Annotated in this window: 13 protein-coding genes; 6 read left to right on the plus strand and 7 right to left on the minus strand. The window is 40.7% G+C overall.

Features of this window, described 5'->3' with window-relative positions; translation table 11 throughout:
- Positions 1–30: 30 nt before the first annotated feature.
- The 5 genes from B5X70_RS02150 to B5X70_RS02170 all read right to left on the minus strand — a co-directional run bounded on the left by B5X70_RS02150 (position 31) and on the right by B5X70_RS02170 (position 6,557).
- The gene (locus tag B5X70_RS02150; protein ID WP_079556234.1) at positions 31–930 is read right to left on the minus strand and encodes an IS1595 family transposase; all 900 of its coding nucleotides are present in this window, start codon (positions 928–930) and stop codon (positions 31–33) included.
- Positions 931–998: 68 nt separating this feature from the next.
- Complete coding sequence (locus B5X70_RS02155; RefSeq protein ID WP_079556235.1) at positions 999–3,431, minus strand: beta-galactosidase; 2,433 nt, start codon at positions 3,429–3,431, stop codon at positions 999–1,001.
- A gap of 344 nt (positions 3,432–3,775) precedes the next feature.
- Positions 3,776–4,675, minus strand: a complete 900-nt coding sequence (locus B5X70_RS02160; RefSeq protein WP_079556236.1) for a helix-turn-helix domain-containing protein — start codon at positions 4,673–4,675, stop codon at positions 3,776–3,778.
- 188 nt (positions 4,676–4,863) lie between these two features.
- Positions 4,864–5,901 (minus strand): patatin-like phospholipase family protein, encoded by a 1,038-nt coding sequence (locus tag B5X70_RS02165; RefSeq protein ID WP_079556237.1) that lies wholly within the window; start codon positions 5,899–5,901, stop codon positions 4,864–4,866.
- 23 nt (positions 5,902–5,924) lie between these two features.
- Complete coding sequence (locus B5X70_RS02170; RefSeq protein WP_079556238.1) at positions 5,925–6,557, minus strand: DUF2459 domain-containing protein; 633 nt, start codon at positions 6,555–6,557, stop codon at positions 5,925–5,927.
- A 79-nt stretch (positions 6,558–6,636) separates the two neighbouring features.
- Here B5X70_RS02170 and B5X70_RS02175 point away from each other — a divergent pair, with 79 nt between their 5' ends.
- The 3 genes from B5X70_RS02175 to B5X70_RS02185 all read left to right on the plus strand — a co-directional run bounded on the left by B5X70_RS02175 (position 6,637) and on the right by B5X70_RS02185 (position 7,470).
- Positions 6,637–6,828 carry a GTP-binding protein gene (locus tag B5X70_RS02175; RefSeq protein ID WP_079556489.1) on the plus strand — a complete coding sequence of 64 codons (192 nt, stop codon included), beginning with the start codon at positions 6,637–6,639 and terminating at the stop codon, positions 6,826–6,828.
- A 115-nt stretch (positions 6,829–6,943) separates the two neighbouring features.
- Positions 6,944–7,240: a 4a-hydroxytetrahydrobiopterin dehydratase gene (locus B5X70_RS02180; RefSeq protein WP_079556239.1), complete on the plus strand. Its 297-nt coding sequence runs from the start codon at positions 6,944–6,946 to the stop codon at positions 7,238–7,240.
- A complete protein-coding gene (locus B5X70_RS02185) occupies positions 7,234–7,470 on the plus strand; it encodes an ATP-binding protein (RefSeq protein WP_157666503.1) in 237 nt (78 codons plus the stop codon). The genes B5X70_RS02180 and B5X70_RS02185 overlap by 7 nt, the downstream gene beginning before the upstream one ends.
- 12 nt (positions 7,471–7,482) lie before the next feature.
- On the opposite strand, the gene B5X70_RS02190 is transcribed toward B5X70_RS02185, so the two are convergent.
- Positions 7,483–9,618 (minus strand): hypothetical protein, encoded by a 2,136-nt coding sequence (locus B5X70_RS02190; protein ID WP_079556241.1) that lies wholly within the window; start codon positions 9,616–9,618, stop codon positions 7,483–7,485.
- Positions 9,619–9,710: 92 nt separating this feature from the next.
- On the opposite strand from B5X70_RS02190, the gene B5X70_RS02195 reads away from it, so the two are divergent.
- Entirely contained in the window at positions 9,711–10,271 is a 561-nt protein-coding gene (locus B5X70_RS02195) for a helix-turn-helix domain-containing protein (protein WP_079556242.1), read from the plus strand.
- Between the two features lie 87 nt (positions 10,272–10,358).
- Complete coding sequence (locus B5X70_RS02200) at positions 10,359–12,575, plus strand: heavy metal translocating P-type ATPase (protein ID WP_079556243.1); 2,217 nt, start codon at positions 10,359–10,361, stop codon at positions 12,573–12,575.
- A 269-nt stretch (positions 12,576–12,844) separates the two neighbouring features.
- On the opposite strand, the gene B5X70_RS02205 is transcribed toward B5X70_RS02200, so the two are convergent.
- Positions 12,845–14,923 carry a beta-galactosidase gene (locus tag B5X70_RS02205; protein ID WP_079556244.1) on the minus strand — a complete coding sequence of 693 codons (2,079 nt, stop codon included), beginning with the start codon at positions 14,921–14,923 and terminating at the stop codon, positions 12,845–12,847.
- 423 nt (positions 14,924–15,346) lie between these two features.
- On the opposite strand from B5X70_RS02205, the gene B5X70_RS02210 reads away from it, so the two are divergent.
- On the plus strand, positions 15,347–17,014 hold the full coding sequence (locus B5X70_RS02210; protein WP_143255011.1) for a T9SS type A sorting domain-containing protein: 1,668 nt from the start codon (positions 15,347–15,349) through the stop codon (positions 17,012–17,014).
- Positions 17,015–17,142 lie beyond the last annotated feature (128 nt).

Below are 17,142 nucleotides of genomic sequence, written 5' to 3' on the forward strand. Positions count from 1 at the left end.
TTATTGGTATAGGCGTTTAAGCCGCCCAAGTTAATTAACTGATTGTAAACGAATAGGATTATTGAAAACCATTCTTTTTATGAGTGAATCGAATATTGTATCCATATTAGACCGCCTATTGTATCTGAAATGGTACTCATCAAGGTATCCTTGAAGACGGTCTTTGCTGCAATGGTGATGAATCCCTCGTAACCATCCTTTGAGGTTCATTATGTGGATATGGATATCCTGAAAACTTTTCCCGTTTTCTGATTTTAGTTGCTCCAGATTGGGATAAGTCTTTTTTAGAGGAATATACCCTTTCCACTCATCGGTTATGACTTTTGTGTCCTTGCTGATGTATGTTTTAAAGAATGGCTGAAAGGAAGCAGCAGAAGCATTGTCGATGCATTGAGCATAGGCACGTCCAACACCGCCCTCAACAATCTCGAGGGCGACAACTACAAGCTTTTTGTCTCCTTTGCTTCGACCTCGTTTGCCTTCTTCCTCCCCGCCGATATAGAACTCATCAACATGAGCTATACCGTTGATTGTATGCTGTTTGCTGCTTTGCATGGCTTGTTGAATTTTCCATTTAAACTCCCAACAGGTCTTTTGGCGCAATTCAAATTCCTGAGATAACTCTAAGGAAGACATTCCTTTCTTCTTGGTGCTTATCTTAAAAGCAATGTGAAAAGCTAAGTGCAAAGAAAATTTACATTTGTCGAACATGGTTCCTGCAGTTGGACTTTCATCATATTTGCATTTCATGCATCGTCTTGAAAATGGTTTTACGCCTTTGTAATACTTTGTATGATTACATTTTTTGCATTGATAACCGTTCTCGAACCATTTGACATCAGCCAGATAACGGTAGCAATCATTTTCAGAAGGAAACGCATTATAGAACTTAATTGAGTTCACGCCTTTAAATTTATTTCGTTCATTCATGCTACTAAAGTAGCATTAAAAAAAATATTGGGCGGTCTAAGCGCCTATACCAATAATCTTATTCATAATTAATTCTTATCAAGTATGATGTCAATGCGGTACTCAACAGAAATTTCAGGCTCTTTGATTTCCAAAAACTCACGTCTTTCGCCAAAATCAGGCACCACTTCTTCATCGAGCCAGTTCAAATAAGGAGCATCGCTTCTCATGGGAATGAAATAGAAATACATTTCATGGTTTTTCAGCATCTCCACATATCTCTTTAATCCAATCGTCCATGGAGCACTGGTATATAGGTGATCGGTCATCAATTCTCCATTCATCATGCATACAGCTCTGTCACCACGATAGTCGAAAGTGATAAACACATCATTGATCCCATTCATATCCAACTGCTCAGCTCTCAATACAAAATGACGATCGCCCGAGGGAATCAACTGAAGGACTGGCTCTTTTGGATCAATAGACAATATCCAACCCGAAACAGAAGCAAGTTCCTGCTCGAGTTTTTTTACGCTCGCCTCACCAGATCGTAAATCTCTAATGGCAGGATAAACCCGGACACATATATCTGTTTGATGATCGCTGATAAGTGAAAGACTTTTCTCATCTTCAAGCACGAGAGCATTGCTGATAATCAGATGCTGATTACCTGCCTTTCCTGTCAACCAGGCCTTCAAAGCCATTTCGTAGGGAATAACCAGAAAAGAAACATCATTGGAAACCATTTCCGAAAGTCGGTCATCAGGAAATGATACCACTTTACGACCATTAATGAGTTCAGTTTTTATTCCGGTTCCTGAAACATCTGTATCTCCATTTAAAACCAATTGTGGATGAAAACCTTCAATGGCTACCATCACATGATAAACGCGTCCATCGTTTTCGAAGCGCATAAATGGTTGTGCTGTTGCCTGATGAAGAAAAACGCCATCAAAATCCAGATTAAACGGAAAAATCCCGGAAGCTTCAGATTTCAATGTAAAAGTTCCATCATGGGGGAATCGAAAAGAATCCTCAATGGTATTGACATTAATATGCAGATCCCGATGATCTGGCATGGCAATTCTATCCTGAAAATTATGCATAAAGATAAAACCGGATATTCCGTCAGTCCTCACTGCATAGCGTAAAGTCTCAGTGTTATCGGGCGTAATTGATTCATTTGATTCAGGTAAAACAGGATATAAAGGGGCAAGTACATTTCCATAGCTTTGCAGAAAATAATTGATCAGTTTCAGAGGGTAATATCCCACACTGGCCTTCCCAAATTCTCCGATGGGAGACTGATAATCATAAGATTTATTGGCGAGACCAAACCCTTCAGTCATAAAAAAATTACCTATGGAAGGAGTCGTGCCTCCATGGTACATATAAAATCCCAGACCATTGGTTCCGCTTCCCACTGTTCGCACCATCATGGGAAGAAAACTCTCACCAGGTACTCTTGGGCGACGGGAATAAGTGACAGCTATACCGGTTCCCAGTTCTGCAGCCATAGATGGATATAGATTCACATCATAACTTACAGGGGAATAATCAGGATTTCTATGAATGTTTTTATAGAGATAAAATGGCGATGGTCGATTATCAGGCACCCAGAAAGGATATGCATAACCGGCCATAACAGGAATGGAGCCCTTCTCGACAATAGTGGCATACCCCCACCCTGTAGCTGTATAAATAGGCGTTTCCATACCTGCCTCAATGGCAAACATCTTCAGGGTTTTCATGTGATCCCGGCCAAGTCCGGCAAATTCATTTCCAAACTCGTTTACACCTACACCAATTTGGGTAATATCCACATCGCGTCTGGCTACCGTGTTTTCCCTGGGAGCTCCCTGGTATGTAAAAGCCCATGGTGCTGCCGAATGCTGATATTCATTTTCAATTTGAATTCCTATGATGGGCCCATTATCCTTAAACATAAGCCCGGACAGTTGCTCTCCAATCTGGTGGTACAACCGATTAACGTAATATAGATAAGCCGGATCGTTGCTACGCACCTCTATAGGCCTGCCATATAGCCAATCGGGCAAGCCTCCGTTGCGCATTTCTCCATGTGCAAATGGTCCTATGCGCACAATCACGTCCAATCCGTTTTTTCCGCATAACTCAACGAAATGTCTCAAATCAAGATTTCCGCTCCAATCAAATTCCCCCTCTTTAAATTCATGAAGATTCCAAAACACATAGGAGGCAACAACGGTGACACCACCGGCTTTTATTTTTTTTATCTGTTCATCCCAATACTCCCGCGGATAACGACTGTAATGAAACTCTGCAATTACAGGAATATAAGGTTCACCGTTGCGCTCGATGTAAAAACTATTGACTTCGATGATTTCTCCGGATAAACTTTGACCACCTAAATCGAGGTGCCCACGTAAAACTTCCGTGTTTACATCCGACAAATCAATATGATATTTACCTCCTGACATCAACCATGCCGGAAATGAAAGTAGGAATAAAAACAGGATGATTAACAGTTTATTTTTCATGTGTCTATAATTTGCTATTCAATGGCTCCCGAGACTTCGGGAGAACGAGTCCCGAAGCCTCGGGACTCGTTTCATGCTCCATATAAAATTATTGTGATAAAAAACTTAAAATATTGAAATAAGAACATTACAACCCTCTGGAATATCTTATATTATTTCATATCCAATGGCAGATGGTTAAAGTATTACGGATAAATAATTCATCTCAATTACAAATATCCAAATAACATTAATAAATAGAAATGGACATTTTTTAAATCACATGGACAAAACTATGATTATTCCTAAAACCTTATACGAGGCCCCGATCCTAAAAATTAGAGGATTGAGCATAAGCCATCCATCTATCCTTTGTGTTTTCTTCTGTATTGAGAAGGTGATAGACCCATCACTTTTTTAAACAATCGGCTAAAATAAAAAGGATCAGCAATGCCAATTTTACAACAAATCTCTTTGATGCTTAGATCGGAAAAACTCAGCAGGTAGCAACTTCTCTGAATTTTTAACTGAGTAAAATATTGAAGAGGAGAATAACCGGTATGCTCTTTAAAAAGAGCATACAAATGAGAAGGAGAACAATTCACTTTTTCAGCTATATCCTGGATGGTTAATGATTGATCCATCGAAACTTTCATCAAATCCACAACATCCGTAACTTTACTATCTTTCCCGGAAACATTTCCACTATAAAGATCCTGGTAAAGAAAAGAAGTTATTATTTGCCACATATTTAGATTTACGAACTCAATGTTATGGCTGGCAAACCCATCTTCCAATGCAAATAGGACAGAGTTTATTAATTTAAGTCTGCGTTCATCAAAAAAAACTTCTCTGTTATGTATCTCACCCAAAGGTGCATATTTAGAAAAAAAATGAGGAGCATATAACCCCCGAAAATGTATCCAATAAATGCTCCAGGGATCATTCGTATCCGAAAAGTAGGTATGAGGTGTGTCAGGAGGAATGATACAAAAGGAATTGGGTGTGATTTTAAGCCTGTTTTCAGGTATTTCAATAACTCCTCTACCTTCAATGCAATAGATCAGAATATACTCCCTGCACCCCGATTCACGTTCCCTGAAATGAAATCGGGCACGAGGATAAAAGCCGGCATCGGTCAGAAATAAGGCTGAAGTCAAATCACTGATGGCAACATCTTCAATCAGTTTGTCAGGTAGGACAATCATTCGTTGGCCGGGAAACCCTTCCTGCAATTTTTGTCTATTGTTTTGATGCTTGGACATTTTTTAGTCATCTGTTTTATAACCTGAATAATTCAGGTTATAAAAATGGTATTTTCACTGAGAAGATCAAAGCTATGATGGTATCCAAATATTTACCTGAATACGCCATAACCAATTGCTTTATTCAAAAACAAAAAAGTTACACAATCTCTTCTTAAGCAGTTTCAAACAACCGTTCAATAAGGGATTTACTTATTCAATATTAATAAATCAACAATTTCATTTAAAATCTCTCGATTTTCTGCCACAAAACTTCGGCCCGCCTCTTCGAGCAGTTTCATGTTTTTATGAGAAGCATCATCCAATTTTGTGCAAGCCTCACCCACGGAAGGCGCTAACCTGTAATAACCACCTCGTTCTTCATTTTTAGAAGTAGCAAACAACTGTTTCAACTGATAATCAACAGTCTCCGAGTTTCCCGACATCAAAATATCAATCAATGGCGGCAACCATCCTGCCACGCCCCACTTTTTGGCTTTATTAAAATGGTAAGGTTCCCCTTTTGATCCGGTTCCAATTGAAATCACCAGCATATCATCCACACCCGGGAAGGCAGGTTTATCAGAGCGATCCAACAACCTTGAAAAATCAGATGTCCGTGCTTCTGCGTAAGCACACATTGCGGGATTATTGGCAAAAACGCCACCATCAATAAGAGACAATGGTGCATTAAAAACGGAGTAAATCCGGGATGGCTTAAAATAGGTTGGCGCCGCAGATGTGGATCGGGCAATATCGCGCAAATAATAATCGAAAATTTCTCCCTTAAGCGTATCTTTTTTATTAAAGAAGATGCTCCGTCGCTGAAAGAAGTCGTATGCAGTAATCAGACAGGGCTTAACGCATTGACTCAGTCTGGCATCCCCAAGGTATGACAATACGATCTTTTCCAGGGCTTCAACATCGTACTTGGCTTTAAAAAGAGCTGCGGGATTCGAAATCTTTCGATACCATGGTCGATTAAAAATTGAAGAACCATTTTCCAGATAGAGGGATACCGCTTCAGAAGCTGTAAACTTAGGTCTTCCTTCCTCATTGGGTGTAAGATACAAACATGAAAGTATTCCTCCCGTGCTTGTTCCGGCAATCAGGTCGAAATAATCCGACAGCCGAACATCTTCTCCTTCTCTTTTTTGAAGCTGTTGCTCAATATATGCAATAACAACTCCCGGAAGGATGCCACGAATGCCTCCCCCATCAATAGACAAAATAGTAGTTTTCTTCATTTTGGATAAGGATAAAAATATAATTATTCAAACTCTGCTCCAGGAATCTTTGATAAACGCCGAAATAATTGATTAGCATTTAAAACACAAAAGGATCGCACAGGTAATCCTGCTTCCTTAAATCCATTAACAACCCATGTGTTGCATGTTCTGAAGAGGTGATATTTTTGTGTTGCCCTGAAAAAATGCCGACTCTCACCATATACTGAACTCGGCTGAGCTCTCCCATACTGATCCCGTATATAACTGTCGGCAACATATTTCATTAAAGACAATAATTGCGACTCACTTACCGGAATTCTTAAAATACGAGCCCGCTCTCCATAAGCCAAACGCAAGGGATTAATAAATGGAAAAACCTGCAAAGCACTGGAGGTAGGCCATAAAACTGCGCGTGCTGCCAAATGAACCGGACTTCCATCTGCCTGATAAAAATGTTCATCGCCCCAACCAACATCTACCCATCTGCGACCATCAAAACCTTCTGCTTCCGGCCAAATATCGGCATTCAAATCATCTACCCGAAAAACAAGTCCGGTGTGCCATCGATTTTGAACCACATAAACATAGCAGGTATCTTCCTGGATGTCGCCTTTACTTGGAAACAATCCGGATGAAACCGACAGCAGCAATACCAGTATAAACAAACGTAACATATGACCAAATTTCAGTAAAAAAATGGTTTAATACCGATAATCAAATATACAATTTTGATTATGTTTGATGAAAAATATCATGCAAAACAAACTTCCCATACCGGTGATCATTCTTACCGGATTTTTAGGATCCGGTAAAACCACACTCATTAATCATCTTTTAAAAACATCACAAAACAAGAAATTTGCCATAATCGAAAACGAGTTTGGAGAAATCAACATTGATGAAATCAACATTAAACGTGATCTGGAAAAGATGATACAACAATAACCTGGTTTCTGTTGACATAGACAGATAAGAAACATAACTTGTAAGGGCTTGCAAGATTCCTGAGAAACTGAATCTTTGAACTGATTAAAGTCAAACATTTTATTAAAAACCACTTATGAAAACATATTCCGAAAAAGAAGCTCTAAAGATGGCAAAAGAAGAGTTGAACAACTGGGAGGTTAAAGATGGAGCACTTCATAAAGGGTTAAAGTTTTCTACATTTATTGAGGCCTTTTCGTTCATGACAGCCTTTGCTCTTGAAGCAGAAAAAATGGATCACCACCCAGACTGGAGCAACTCATACAACAAAGTGCAAATATCTCTCACAACCCACGACAAAGGTGGAATAACTGATAAGGATTTTAAATTGGCCGGATTTGCTGACAAATTTGTAAAGACTCATCATTGTTAGACTCAACTGTTATCGAAGATACAGGTATTGGTATCAATAAAATTCATCATAAACTGATTTTCGACCGCTTCAGGCAAGTAGAAGGAGACCACACCATACGTGCAGGAGGTTCCGGTCTAGGACTTGCCATATCCAAAGCCTATGTTGAACTATTGGGCGGCGAAATAAAACTACAATCGGAACCTGGAAAAGGATCACGATTCTCTTTCTCTTTGCCGGAAACGCCCTAATAATTTGTAGCTTTAGTGAAGTGGCTTAAGACCTTCATGTCTCACCTTCCATGTCCCGTCATCAGGAAATCCGGATTTAGTCTTTCTATTTTGCATGGTACACATCATGGCAACCGCGGTAAGCAACCCGCCATTTCCCGGCAAATACAATGAAAGATCATCATCCTGATAGTTATGTCCATTAAGAAGATAGGTGTTCTTTATTGTTTCCATTAATAATAAATCCACCGCCAAATTTTGTCGCCCCAATTTTGCAGCGTTCATCGCAGCCATTGGAAAATCCCATCCCCAACAAGTATCCCAATGCCATTTTTCCAAAATGGCATTCAAAGTATTATTTAAATAATCATGATCAACCATGGGTGTTTCCGGTAAAATTCCTAAAAGCCCTAACACCATCGGATGGTCGGTCAGGTAGTTTTCATTTGAATAAGAATCTGGAGCGGACTCGGTAAAAAGATAAAGTCCGTCCTTCATGGGGAGAGGGGACAATTTATCAATCACATCCTGCCATTCCGGATTTCGCTCGAGTCCGTTTTTTTCGCGCCACTGTTGCGCAGTTTCCAGTCCCCAATGCCAATAAGCCAGTTCAAATGCAGGATTAATGGTTATCTCGGGAGCAAATCTCTCCTGAGCAGGAATTAAAGCAGGACCTAGTACATATTCATCCCTGTCTGCATCGTATCGCGCATAACTGGCCATAAATTCCGCTGTTTCCATAACTAACGGAGTAAACTTCTCAACTACAGAAGAATCATTTCCCATCGAACGATATAAAAGGTCGGCAAAATAGATGATATGGGGTTGTTGCCAAATAAGAAAAACGCCAATTGAACTTGGGCTTTCCACCCCTGAAGGATCTGTCATCTTTTGCCAGCGCACGCCCTCATATCCTTGCATTTGAGCCATTTCACGTGCCTTGTCCTTGATATCATAATAGAACTCAAGTTGTTGAAGAATTAAATCCTCTCGTCCCCAAAGAATAAAGTGAATGCCATGCCACCAATGCATTTCCAAGTGAAACTTTCCATGCCAGCTGTTGTAGGTAAGACCAGTCTCTTGCGGCGGATATGGTCCGGTGCATTGAGTTTTGGTTAAATACTGAGAAAGAATCACCCGCCGCTCCAGCTCAAAAGCTCTTTCATCTTTTGAACCGGAGAAATCCACAGCGCCACCACTGTTCCAAAATTCGCTCCATGCCTGACGATTTGTGCACCTTACGTCATTAAAGTCAAACATAATATCGCTTTGCTCTTCTGAAAATAATGCACCAAAAGTAAGTGTATTGCTATTTTTGTCCGGTCGAAGCACAAAGTAATGATCCTCTCTTTTATTGATTGATGCCGCACCTTCCCATTGGAGGGATGCATGATAAACGATTTCACCCAGTTCTCTTGAAAACACAACTTTCTCATCCTCCTCCCATCGCAATGTCGTAGAATGATCCTTAGGTCTCGAAAAGTCATGACCAGAGTTAAATTTTTCTGATCGGGGATATGAAAAACGGAAATTAACTGCCAACTGTCCCGTCTTGATTAAATCGGAATGTATATTTACAGCTACACGATCGGCCTCTTGATCACACAAGGTAATAACTTCCACCGGTAGGCCATCGAAGTAGAATTTGCTGGATATTTCCCCAGTCCACAAATTCAGTTTCTGTTGCGGGTTAACAATATCTTCCGACGAAACCGGACTTCCATCTGATTTTGTCAATTCAAGGCCAATAATTCCTAAATGAATCCTGTGAGGGCTCTCCCGCAACCAGGCTGTGGCTCTGTTTTCACGGTTGTCCTCTCCGTCTTCAAACTGATAAAAATAGGGAATGGAATCGTCGCCAACCTGATAGTAGCGAGTTACATCAGCAAAAGAATAATTTCCTGTATTGGGAAATGAGTGCCACCCCCAATCAGAGAACGTTCCCAAAGGCACACCAGTCTCATATTTTTCCGGAAAAGTTTGCAAGCCGGTAATATCCACTGTAAAAGCAAATCCACCATTACCAACGGTCAGGCTGTTATAAATATCAGGATCTGAATGCTCAATATTATGACGGTTAACAAGGCTGTAACGGTCAATTGGCTTCTCAAAGGCACAGGAAACCATACTTAGCACAACTAAAACAAGGATAAAGCGAGTTAGAATCATTATATTTATTTTTAAAATCAAATAAATGTATAAAAATTGAAAACATTTATCAACCCATCATTAATTTGATTGTTACTTTTTAAACAAAATATATGAAGTTGTATATTAAAAACATGGTTTGCAACCGTTGTATTCTGGTGATTGAAAATCTGTTTAAGGAGGCTGGCTTTCATGTAATAAAAACAGAACTGGGTGAGGTTGAGATAAAGGAAGAACTAAATCCTGAACAGATAAACCTAATTGAGAGCAATTTAAAACCTATCGGTTTTAAATTAATCGAAGAAAAAAAAGCTCAAATCATCGAAAAAATAAAAACATCAATTATTAAACTCATTCATCATTCTGAAGAGGGTATCAAAATCAACCTTTCCTCCTATCTATCAAACCAGGTCAATTACGATTACAATTACATCAGCAACCTCTTCAGCGAAACAGAAGGAAAATCCATTGAGAAATACTACATCACGCAAAAAATTGAAAAAGCGAAGGAGCTTTTGGTATATGACGAGCTTTCGCTGAGCCAGATTGCTGACAAACTCAACTACTCAAGCGTGGCTCACCTCAGCAGTCAGTTTAAAAAAATAACCGGCTTAACACCCACTCATTTCAGAAAGATTAAAGAGAAAAAACGAAATTCACTGGACAATCTGTAAATGATGTAAATCATTTACGAAAAAGTATAACACACAAAACCCGGTGGTTTTGTTATTTTGTTGAATAATAATCAACAAAAAAGAAACATGATGAACCACTCTTCAGCAACAAATAAAAGATATGCCATTACGGGACTTTCGTGTGCCTCTTGTGCCATCAACGCCGAAAAAACACTAAAAAAACAAAATGGGGTAAAAAGCGCATCGGTGAATTTTGCCGATGCTTCGGCATTTATTGAATATGATGATTCGCTGGTATCTCCCAATGAGTTTAAAAATGTTCTGAACAACATTGGATACGACCTACTAATTGACGAATCCGTTGAGCAGGATGATCTCCAGAGAAAGACTCATGACAAGGCTCGCAATAACATGTGGTGGGCATTGGCATTTGCAACTCCAGTGATGATCATCGGCATGTTTTTCATGAACATGCCGTATGCCAATTATATCATGTGGGCTTTAACCACACCTGTTTTAATGGTATTTGGCCGCCAGTTCTTCATCAATGGTTGGAAACAGACACGAAACTTCTCCGCCAACATGGACACACTGGTAGCGCTGAGTACCGGGATTGCCTATGTTTTCAGTGTATTCAACACCCTGTTTCCGCAGTTCTGGCACCGTCAGGGGCTGCATGCTCACGTTTGGTTTGAAGCCGCTGCAGTTATCATCGCATTCATTCTGGTTGGCCGCTTTCTTGAAGAGAAAGCCAAATCAAACACCTCATCGGCCATTCGAAAACTGATGGGATTGCAGCCAAAGCAGGTAATAAAAATTGATAAAACCGGAAAGACCATAGCCACTGACATCTCCGAAATCAACAAAGGAGATATTTTGTTGGTTCGTCCTGGCGACAAAATTCCGGTGGATGCCAAAGTGGTGTTTGGGGAATCTTTTGTTGATGAAAGTATGATATCGGGTGAGCCTATTCCTGTGGAGAAACAGCGCGGCGATCAGGTGCTGGCAGGAACTGTAAATCAGAAGGGAAGCATGAGAATTGTGGCCGAAAAAGTTGGCAAAGAGACCATGCTTTCGCAAATCATTGAAATGGTTCAAAAAGCACAGGGCAGCAAAGCACCTGTGCAAAAACTGGTGGATAAAATTGCCTCTGTTTTTGTGCCGGTGGTCATTGTCATCGCCATCATCAGTTTCATTGCATGGTTTTTTCTATCAGAGCAAAATGCCTTTACACAGGCATTACTGGCATTTATTACGGTCTTGATTATTGCCTGCCCCTGTGCATTGGGGCTTGCCACACCAACTGCCATTATGGTTGGAGTGGGTAAAGGTGCAGAAAACGGAATTTTAATAAAAGATGCAGAAAGTCTGGAGTTGGCTCACAGTGTCGACACCGTGGTGCTGGACAAAACCGGAACGGTGACCATTGGAAAACCTGAAGTAACCGACCAAATCTGGAATCCTGAAGAAGAATCGAAACTTCGATCCATCCTGTTGGCCATTGAATCACAATCGGAACACCCCCTGGCCGATGCCGTTTGTAAAGCACTGCAAAATTTGGAAACAAGTGAAGTTGACGTATCGAACTTTGCCAGCATTACGGGAAGGGGAGCCGAAGCCATTGTAAATAGCGAAAAATGGTTTGTGGGTAACCTCCAATTGATGGATGAGAATGAAATAAAACTACCTTCGGAGTGGAAACCAAAAATTGAACAGTTCCACAATGAAGCCAAAACGGTTGTCTACTTTGCCAACAAAACCCGGGTAATGGCTGTAATGGCCATTACCGACGAGATAAAACCCACTTCGGCCTCAGCTGTTGAAAAACTTCATGCCAACGGCATTGAAGTTTATATGCTCACCGGCGACAACAAGGAAACGGCAAAAGTCATTGCACAGAGAGCCGGAATTAAAAACTTCAAAGCCGAAGTGCTTCCATCGCAAAAAGGAGAGTTTATAAAAGAACTCCGCCAACAAGGTAAAAAAGTTGCCATGGTGGGCGATGGAATTAACGATAGTGAAGCGCTTGCTTTGGCAGATGTAAGCATTGCCATGGGGCAAGGCACCGACATTGCCATGGATGTGGCAAAAATCACTTTGATGTCGTCTGATTTGGAGCAGATTCCTAAAGCCATTCAACTGTCGAAACAAACGGTGAAAACCATTAAAGAGAATCTCTTTTGGGCATTTATTTATAACATAATTGCCATTCCGGTAGCAGCTGGCGTACTTTATCCGTTTACCGGCTTTCTTCTCGACCCAATGGTGGCGGGCGCAGCTATGGCATTGAGTTCGGTATCAGTGGTGAGTAATAGTTTAAGATTAAAATTGAAGAGACTTTAAAAACAAAAGAGGCTGCCCAAAAAGTCTTTTTATAATATTCAATACTTACAATTTGTAAAACAACCTTGCTTTCACCTCTGCAAACCTCCACCAAGTGGGAGGCTTAAAGTCCCCCTAGGCGATTTAAGGGTGAATTATTAACGTGCAATTTACTATTTGAAATATATGGAAAAATTAAATTTACTTTTTAGACAACCTCTTCGCTTACTCTTTGCAATCTATTTAGTTCTTTAAATTAATCTGACGGCCAGAAAAATCTAAACAGCTCTTTACTCTATCCAAACCAAAACTCCCGGAGATGGAAGTTTCTTCTCTCCTATTACAATCTTCGCGTTTTCAGGCAGGGGCATTTCATACACCTCGGAGCTGTAATTCACTGCCACTCTGAAACCATCGCGCCAATAAGAAAAAACACCTTCGGGGAGATTTGAAACCGGCAGCCCCCGATTTTTAAACAATCCCTTGATCAGTTGTTTCTCCAACTCGCCTGTTTCAGTATCCACACCTATATAAGTAACAGTCCCTTGCCCTATTTCCCTCTGAACAACCGCACTCTTTCCTGCATAAAACTGATCTGAATATTTCGCCACTGCGTATTCATCTTTAAAAGGTTTCAATAGTTCGCCCCATCTATTCCATTTGAACTCCTTGCCATTCATTTCTACAGTGGCGTGCTTATAACCCGGCAACATATCGTAACCTTCAATTTCCGCTCCAATCAGATCATAAATTGGTGCACTCCAGCCGGCCTCCCAGAAATGACCAAACCTATTTTTCTTTGCTGTGCGGCATGTCACAACCAGGGTACCTCCCCTTTTTGCATAGTTTGTTAGTTTTTCAACCAACACTGAATCTACCGACTGATAGGCCGGAACAATCAATGTTGGGTAACGACTCCAGTCACATGATTCCGAAACGTAATCCACCGGCGCGTCGATGGATTTTAAAATTTGATGATATTTCAGGGTATGATTCCAGATGTTCCAACGATCATTCTGAGGTTGGCGGTTATGATCCCACATATTATCGTGGCTCCACAATATGGCTGTTGTTTTTGCCGCGTAATCCTCCGGCATTTCCGTATCAACATCCATTCCTTCAAGCATCTTCAACTCCTCAATAAAGGTGATGTACTCCTCACCTCCCTGAGAAGGTGTTACCCCATCAGTCCTCAACATCCCATCATGATATTGCTCTACACCATATATCTTTTGCCGAAAGCGGTAGGAACTTGCCAAACGGGAACCGGCACCAAAACTGTGGTACAGCCACATATGAACAGTTCCCGGCATTAACATCGGATTTGAGCTGGCCCAATTAACCTGTCCCGGCTGAATTTCCAAAACTCCTGTAACTCCGTTAATGGGTCTGAAATAATCGTTGGCCAGCATTAACGCTGTATGATTTCCCAGCCTGAATCCGTACTCTCCCAAATTGGGTGTTCCATTATTGGGATATGAAGTATACGAGATAAAATCCAGATTTTCGGTCAATCGTGGATCGGCGTTGCCCGGCACAGCCACATAATTGGTGGTAATAAACTGATCGGGATTGATATATTCCCGCAAAATCAAAGCCTGCCGATCAAGATCGTTGGCTTGCACCCATGCTGTAAACCTTCTAAAATCCAATACAGCGTGGGGATTGTTACCCCACCAGTCAATGGCACCTGTATTATGAATCCGCACTTCGTCAAAACTGCTGTAGGTGATGCTCCAAAATGCGGTTCCCCAAGCATGGTTCAGCGCTTCAATGGTTTGGTATTTATTCTTCAGCCATTGGCGAAATGCCTCCTGTGCTGCCGGACTGTAGTCATCCTTGGCATAAGGCTCATTGTCAAGCTGCCATCCCCACACATGCGGATGGTCGCCATAACGTTTTGCCATTTCACGAATAATCTTCTCTGACAACTCGATGTACTTCCCACTAACCAGCGAGTTGTTTTGCCTTGACCCATGCTCAGCCCGTCGGTATTGATTGTTCATAAGATAAGTATCTGGGTATTTGATGCCCATCCACACCGGAATGGTGGCCGTGGGAGTACACAGCATCACTTTCAGACCGTTTTTGGCTGCCAGATCAATGGCTCGATCCAGCCAATCAAAATCATAAACCCCCTCGCTTGGTTCAAGAAATGCCCAGGCAAATTCTGCCATGTGTACAAACTCAAACCCCATCTCAGCCATCTTTTCAAAATCCCTTTCCCACTGATGTTCAGGCCAGTGCTCCGGATAGTAAAATGCACCGGGAATCAACAACCTATCCTCCGGAAAAAACCGGTTTGCATCCTGCCCCCAAGCATGGAACAGCAATGCAAAAAACAACAAACATACTGTAATCTTTCGCATATTATTCAGGTTTTAGTGATTAAGTGGCAAGGATAGCGCTGCAAGATAATACATCCGGGAAAAAACTCAATAGTTTATAGTGTTTTATTTACACTTTAAATCCCTCCCCCATTCAAGTAACAAAATCTTTACATGTTATTATTGAAAATTTGAACATTAGATGCTACCTTTAGATGAATAAACGCGGAGACAGAGAGACGCAAAGCATTTTATTTTTTTTGAGTCAATGATTTTAGATAAAACGTGGAACCAGCCATATCCAACATCTGTCATTTTATGGGATAAATATTTGTTCTATATTTATAGAATTGGTGTTGTTTAAACGCGGAGACGCTAAAGCGCAGAGGTAAAAAACAATGATTGCTTCTGAATTTAAAGAAAATTGATTACCCGAATTTTAATGTTAAATATAAAAATGAAATTATGAAACGAATTTTACAAAGACAAAAAACGGTTTTAATTCTTCTAACATTTTCATTCTTGAATTGGAACTTCACACATTCCCAAGAGATCTTAGCAACTTGGAATTTCAATGATAACACAGAGGCAAGCGCTGTAAACCCTGGCATTGAAGCAACAGATGTGTCATTATCTGCAGGTACATTTGGTTTTCAAAATGGAGAAGGAGGAAGAATTGGCAACTCTTCTTCATGGAGCACCAAACCAGAATTTGATAAAGATGAAAAGTATTTAGCATTTGCAATTGAACCAAAACCCGGTTTTGAATTAATTATATCTAAACTTAATTTCCGATTTGGTCGAACTGCTGCTGGCCCTCAAAAAATAACAATAAAATATAGTTTCGATAATTTTGTGAATAATGAAAACACGCTCATTATAGATGGTTCTGTAGAAAGTACGGATGCCAATAACTTAGATGCATTTTCCTTCACTGAAAACCTAATAGAAAACACATCCCAAAAAATCTCCTTTAGAATTTGGGGATATGCAGCGTCAGGTACTGGGAATTTAAGATTTAATGATTTTGAAGTTCTAGGATCCGTAATTTCATCTACAAAAGTCTCCGCCCCCACCTTCTCACCCAACGGCGGAAACTTTTTTGAGGATGTAGAAGTTACCATCAGCAGTACCACGGATGGTGCAACAGTTTTCTATAAGACCAATGAAGAGGATGAATGGGAAGTTTATACTGATGCTTTAAACATTACTGAAACCACAACCATTTGGGCTTATGCCGAAAAGGACGAAATGGATGACAGTGATGTTGCCTCTGCTACATTTCAATTTCCAATAGAAGTTAGCACCATATCCGAGTTGCGTGAAGGAAATACTGATGGAACTTATTACCATCTTACCGGGGAGGCTATTCTTACTTTTGCCACGAGTAATCGCAATCAGAAATTTGTTCAAGATGCAACAGGTGCCATTTTAATTGATGATGGAGATGGAGTCATTACAACCCAGTACGATCTGTACGATGGTATTGAAAACATTATGGGATCACTGAATATTTTTCAGGATATGCTGCAGTTAGTTCCCGCCACCAATACGCCTGAAGCAAATAGCAAGGAGAATTATATCATCCCAGAGGTAGTAACTTTAGAGGACTTAACCACAGATCATCAGGCAATGTTAGTAACCATCCTTAAAACAACCATTGCCCCTGGTACTGATGATAACTTTGCAGGACCTGAAACATATGACATCTCCGATGAGACCGGATCAGGCTCCTTAAGGGTTTATGCCAATGATTTGGATTTTGTTGGCACAGCTATTCCAACAGCAGCGCAAGATATTACCGGAGTTATTCACCAAAGATTTGCAGTTCTTAGGCTGGTTCCACGATCATCAGCGGATATAACCCCATCATCGACCGTAGATATTCCTCTGAATGAAGCAGGCGATATTGCCATCTTCCCCAACCCCGTGCAGAACATCCTGAACATCAACGCGGCTGAGGTGATTAGTGCAGTGGAGGTGTTCAATACCGTTGGTAGTTTGGTGGTATCTTCTGTGGAGAACTCTACCGAAGTAACCTTGAACATGAGCAACTTGCCAGGTGGAATTTATCTGGTTAAACTGACCTATGCAGATGGAACCATCGCAGTGCAGAAAGTTGTTAAAAAGTAAACTTAAATCTGTTGCTTTAGAGTTAGGTTCTAAAAAGAGAATTTAACCACAAAGAACATGAAGAACACACAAAGAGCGCAAAGGTTATTAGCCTTTGCGCTCTTTGTGTATAACTCCGTGAACTTTGT

Source organism: Alkalitalea saponilacus (assembly GCF_900168165.1).
GTDB classification, from domain to species: Bacteria; Bacteroidota; Bacteroidia; order Bacteroidales; family Marinilabiliaceae; genus Natronoflexus; species Natronoflexus saponilacus.

Coding starts and splice junctions, on each gene's coding strand:
- B5X70_RS02200 (WP_079556243.1), top strand. CDS start 10,359: ATGATGAACCACTCTTCAGCAACAAATAAAAGATATGCCATTACGGGA.
- B5X70_RS02190 (WP_079556241.1), bottom strand. CDS start 9,618: ATGATTCTAACTCGCTTTATCCTTGTTTTAGTTGTGCTAAGTATGGTT.
- B5X70_RS02210 (WP_143255011.1), top strand. CDS start 15,347: ATGAAACGAATTTTACAAAGACAAAAAACGGTTTTAATTCTTCTAACA.
- B5X70_RS02170 (WP_079556238.1), bottom strand. CDS start 6,557: ATGTTACGTTTGTTTATACTGGTATTGCTGCTGTCGGTTTCATCCGGA.
- B5X70_RS02165 (WP_079556237.1), bottom strand. CDS start 5,901: ATGAAGAAAACTACTATTTTGTCTATTGATGGGGGAGGCATTCGTGGC.
- B5X70_RS02180 (WP_079556239.1), top strand. CDS start 6,944: ATGAAAACATATTCCGAAAAAGAAGCTCTAAAGATGGCAAAAGAAGAG.
- B5X70_RS02150 (WP_079556234.1), bottom strand. CDS start 930: ATGAATGAACGAAATAAATTTAAAGGCGTGAACTCAATTAAGTTCTAT.
- B5X70_RS02155 (WP_079556235.1), bottom strand. CDS start 3,431: ATGAAAAATAAACTGTTAATCATCCTGTTTTTATTCCTACTTTCATTT.
- B5X70_RS02160 (WP_079556236.1), bottom strand. CDS start 4,675: ATGTCCAAGCATCAAAACAATAGACAAAAATTGCAGGAAGGGTTTCCC.
- B5X70_RS02195 (WP_079556242.1), top strand. CDS start 9,711: ATGAAGTTGTATATTAAAAACATGGTTTGCAACCGTTGTATTCTGGTG.
- B5X70_RS02205 (WP_079556244.1), bottom strand. CDS start 14,923: ATGCGAAAGATTACAGTATGTTTGTTGTTTTTTGCATTGCTGTTCCAT.
- B5X70_RS02175 (WP_079556489.1), top strand. CDS start 6,637: ATGCAAAACAAACTTCCCATACCGGTGATCATTCTTACCGGATTTTTA.